The 2,720-nt window shown below is 69.2% G+C and carries 3 protein-coding genes; 1 reads left to right on the top strand and 2 read right to left on the bottom strand.

Features of this window, described 5'->3' with window-relative positions; genetic code table 11:
• Window positions 1-918, top strand: a 918-nt coding sequence (locus tag QM572_RS02600; protein WP_415089721.1) for a DUF58 domain-containing protein, incomplete at its 5' end; no start/stop codon positions are given.
• A gap of 10 nt (window positions 919-928) precedes the next feature.
• Here the strand turns inward: QM572_RS02600 and QM572_RS02605 are convergent.
• Window positions 929-1,198: a hypothetical protein gene (locus tag QM572_RS02605; protein ID WP_415089723.1), complete on the bottom strand. Its 270-nt coding sequence runs from the start codon at window positions 1,196-1,198 to the stop codon at window positions 929-931.
• 239 nt (window positions 1,199-1,437) lie between these two features.
• Complete coding sequence (locus QM572_RS02610) at window positions 1,438-2,640, bottom strand: IS3 family transposase (protein ID WP_415089725.1); 1,203 nt, start codon at window positions 2,638-2,640, stop codon at window positions 1,438-1,440.
• Window positions 2,641-2,720: the final 80 nt, after the last annotated feature.

Here is a 2,720-nt window from a genome sequence, read left to right on the forward strand (position 1 = left end):
CCCGTGACCGCGCGCGTGCGCGGACCGCTCGGGCTGTCTGCCCGGCAGGCGAGCATCGACGTGCCGGGCGCGGTGCGCTCACGGCCGCCCTTCGCCTCCCGCAAGCACCTGCCGTCGCGGCTGGCGCGGCTGCGCGAGCTCGAGGGGCTCGCCGCCGTCCGGGTACGCGGGCAGGGCACCGAGTTCGACTCGCTGCGGGAGTACGTGCGGGGCGACGACGTCCGCTCGATCGACTGGCGAGCCTCGGCCCGGAGCCGCTCGGTCGTCGTGCGGACCTGGCAGCCCGAGCGGGACCGGCACGTGGTGATCGTGGTCGACACCTCCCGCACCTCGGCCGGCCGGGTGGAGCTGCGCGGCGTGGCCGCCCCGCGCCTGGACGAGTCGATCGAGGCGGCCCTGCTGCTGGCCTCGCTCGCCGCCCGCGCCGGTGACCGGATCGACGTGGTGGCCGGCGACCGAGCGATCCGCGCCCAGGTGCGGGCCAAGGGCGCGCGGGACATCGCCGCACGGGTGCAGGACCAGCTGGCCGACGTGCAACCCGCCCTCGTGGAGGCGGACTGGACCCTCCTGGCCGGCGAGATCGGGCGGCTCGCGCGACGCCGAGCGCTCGTCGTACTGCTGACGAGCCTGGAGCCCGGCGCGATCGAGGAGTCGCTGCTCCCGGTGCTGCCGACGCTCGCATCCCGGCACCAGGTGGTCGTCGCCTCCGTCCGCGATCCCGCCCTGGAGAGGCTCCGCGAGTCTCGGGGCGACCTCGACGAGGTCTACGCGGCCGCCGCCGCGGAGCAGACCCTGGGACGCAAGCAGGACACCGTCGCCATCCTGGGCGCGCTCGGCGTCGACGTCCTCGACAGCGTCGACCTCGCGCCGACGCTGGCGGACCACTACCTCCTGCTCAAGGCCGCCGGCCGGCTCTGAGGGTGGCCGGTCAGGAGGCTGCGTAGCGTTGCCGGGCGGCTTCGCCGGTGGTGCCGATGGCTTCTCCGACTTGGCGCCAGGACAGGTGCGCTTGGCGGGCGGCGGTAATGGCTTCGGCGAGTTCCTTCTCGGCTGCGGCCCGGCGGAACGCGGCGAGCTTGACCGCCATCAGGGGCGGCAGGGGCGCGTCGAAGTCGGCGTCAGCGGGCTCGAAGGTCTCGAACGCGTCGGCCAGCTCGTCGGCGTGGGCGATCAAGTCGGCCAGGGATCGTTTGGTCATCTCGGGTTCACCTCGTCAGATATTTGTCGCGAGCGGGGCTCATGGCGTGGACGATCGCGAGGATGCCGTGCCAGCCCGGCGCCGAGCCGGGCTCAGAAGTTTCCCCGCTGCAGGTCCTTCATCAACGATGATCATCAAGGTGTCTGGCCCCCAGGTTTTGGTCCACCAGGTGTGGAGCTCCTGGTTGGTTGAGGGGTCCCAGGAAGCCGAGGCTTCTGGTCCAGCGAGAGTGTTGGTAGTCACCGACACCCACCCCTCTCACGAGCCACATCTGATGGCGTGGCTGGCAGTGCTGACTCGATCGACTGGCTCGCACAGTACGCCGCGTAGACCGCCGGTGGGCGCATACCGATCCCCGAGTGAGGCCGGATCTCGTTGTAGTGCCGCACCCAGGCGCCGATCACCACCCGAGCCTCGGTCAGGGAGTGGAAGGACTCGCGGTTGAGCAGCTCATCGCGCATCGAGCCGTTGAACCGCTCGATAAGCCCGTTCTGCTGCGGGCTGGCCTTGGCGACGTGGATCGGGGCCACCTTCATCTCTGTGTGTAGCCAGACCAGCAGCCCGGTAGCGATGAACTCGCGGCCGTTGTCGGAGCGGATCATCGCCGGCGGCCCGTGCTCGGCGAACAGCCGCGCCAGCACGGTCTTCACACTCTCTGCGCCGATCGAGTAGCCGACGTGGAACCCGACACAGACCCGGGTGTACTCGTCGATCACGTTGAGGATACGCAGCTTGGCGCCCTTGGAGGTCCGCGCGGACATGAAGTCGTAGGACCAGATGTGCCCAGGGCCGGTCGCCGGCAGGGACCACAACGCGTGAGCGTCGTCGCCCAGAGCCCGTTGCCCCGACGCCTTCTGGCGCCGCGGAGGCACCTTCAGCTGGTGGGTGCGCCAGAGTCGCTCGACCCGTTTGACGTTGACGTCCCAGCCCTGCGACCTCAGCAACGCATGGACCCGGCGATAGCCCCACCGTGGGTGCTCATCGGCCAGCTGCTGCATCGCCTTGACCAGCCGGACCTCGAAGTCGACCGGCACCGGGTCATAGCGCTGGCTCGAGCGATGCTGCTCCACGACCCGACACGCGAACCGCTCCGAGACCTTGTGCTTGCGCACCAGGTAGGCCACCGCCGCCCGGCGCCGAGCCGGGCTCAGAAGTTTCCCCGCTGCAGGTCCTTCATCAACGATGATCATCAAGGAGATCTCCAAGGCCTGCTCCGCAACGATCCGCTTCAGGCGGGCGTTCTCGGCCTCCAGCGCCTTGAGCCGCTGTGCCTCGTCCTCCTTCAGCGCCCCGTACTTCAACCGCCACCGGTAGAACGTCTGGTCACTGATCCCGAGCTTCTTACAGCCCGCCGGGATCGACAGTCCCTGGGCCTGAAGCTTCTCCATCTCTCGAAGCTTCGCCACGATCTGCTCCGTCGTGAACCGCTTAGCTGCAGCCATCACACACCTCCACAAGCACTCTCAAAGTTTCGAGCACCCACACACGAGATGGACCGAAAAACGGGGGGCAGGACACTCAG

Origin of the sequence: Nocardioides sp. (assembly GCF_047607365.1) — a bacterium.
Classification (GTDB): Bacteria; Actinomycetota; Actinomycetes; order Propionibacteriales; family Nocardioidaceae; genus Nocardioides.

Excerpts from the sequence above, each read along its gene's own strand:
- QM572_RS02605 (WP_415089723.1), bottom strand. The coding sequence starts at position 1,198 with ATGACCAAACGATCCCTGGCCGACTTGATCGCCCACGCCGACGAGCTG.
- QM572_RS02610 (WP_415089725.1), bottom strand. The coding sequence starts at position 2,640 with ATGGCTGCAGCTAAGCGGTTCACGACGGAGCAGATCGTGGCGAAGCTT.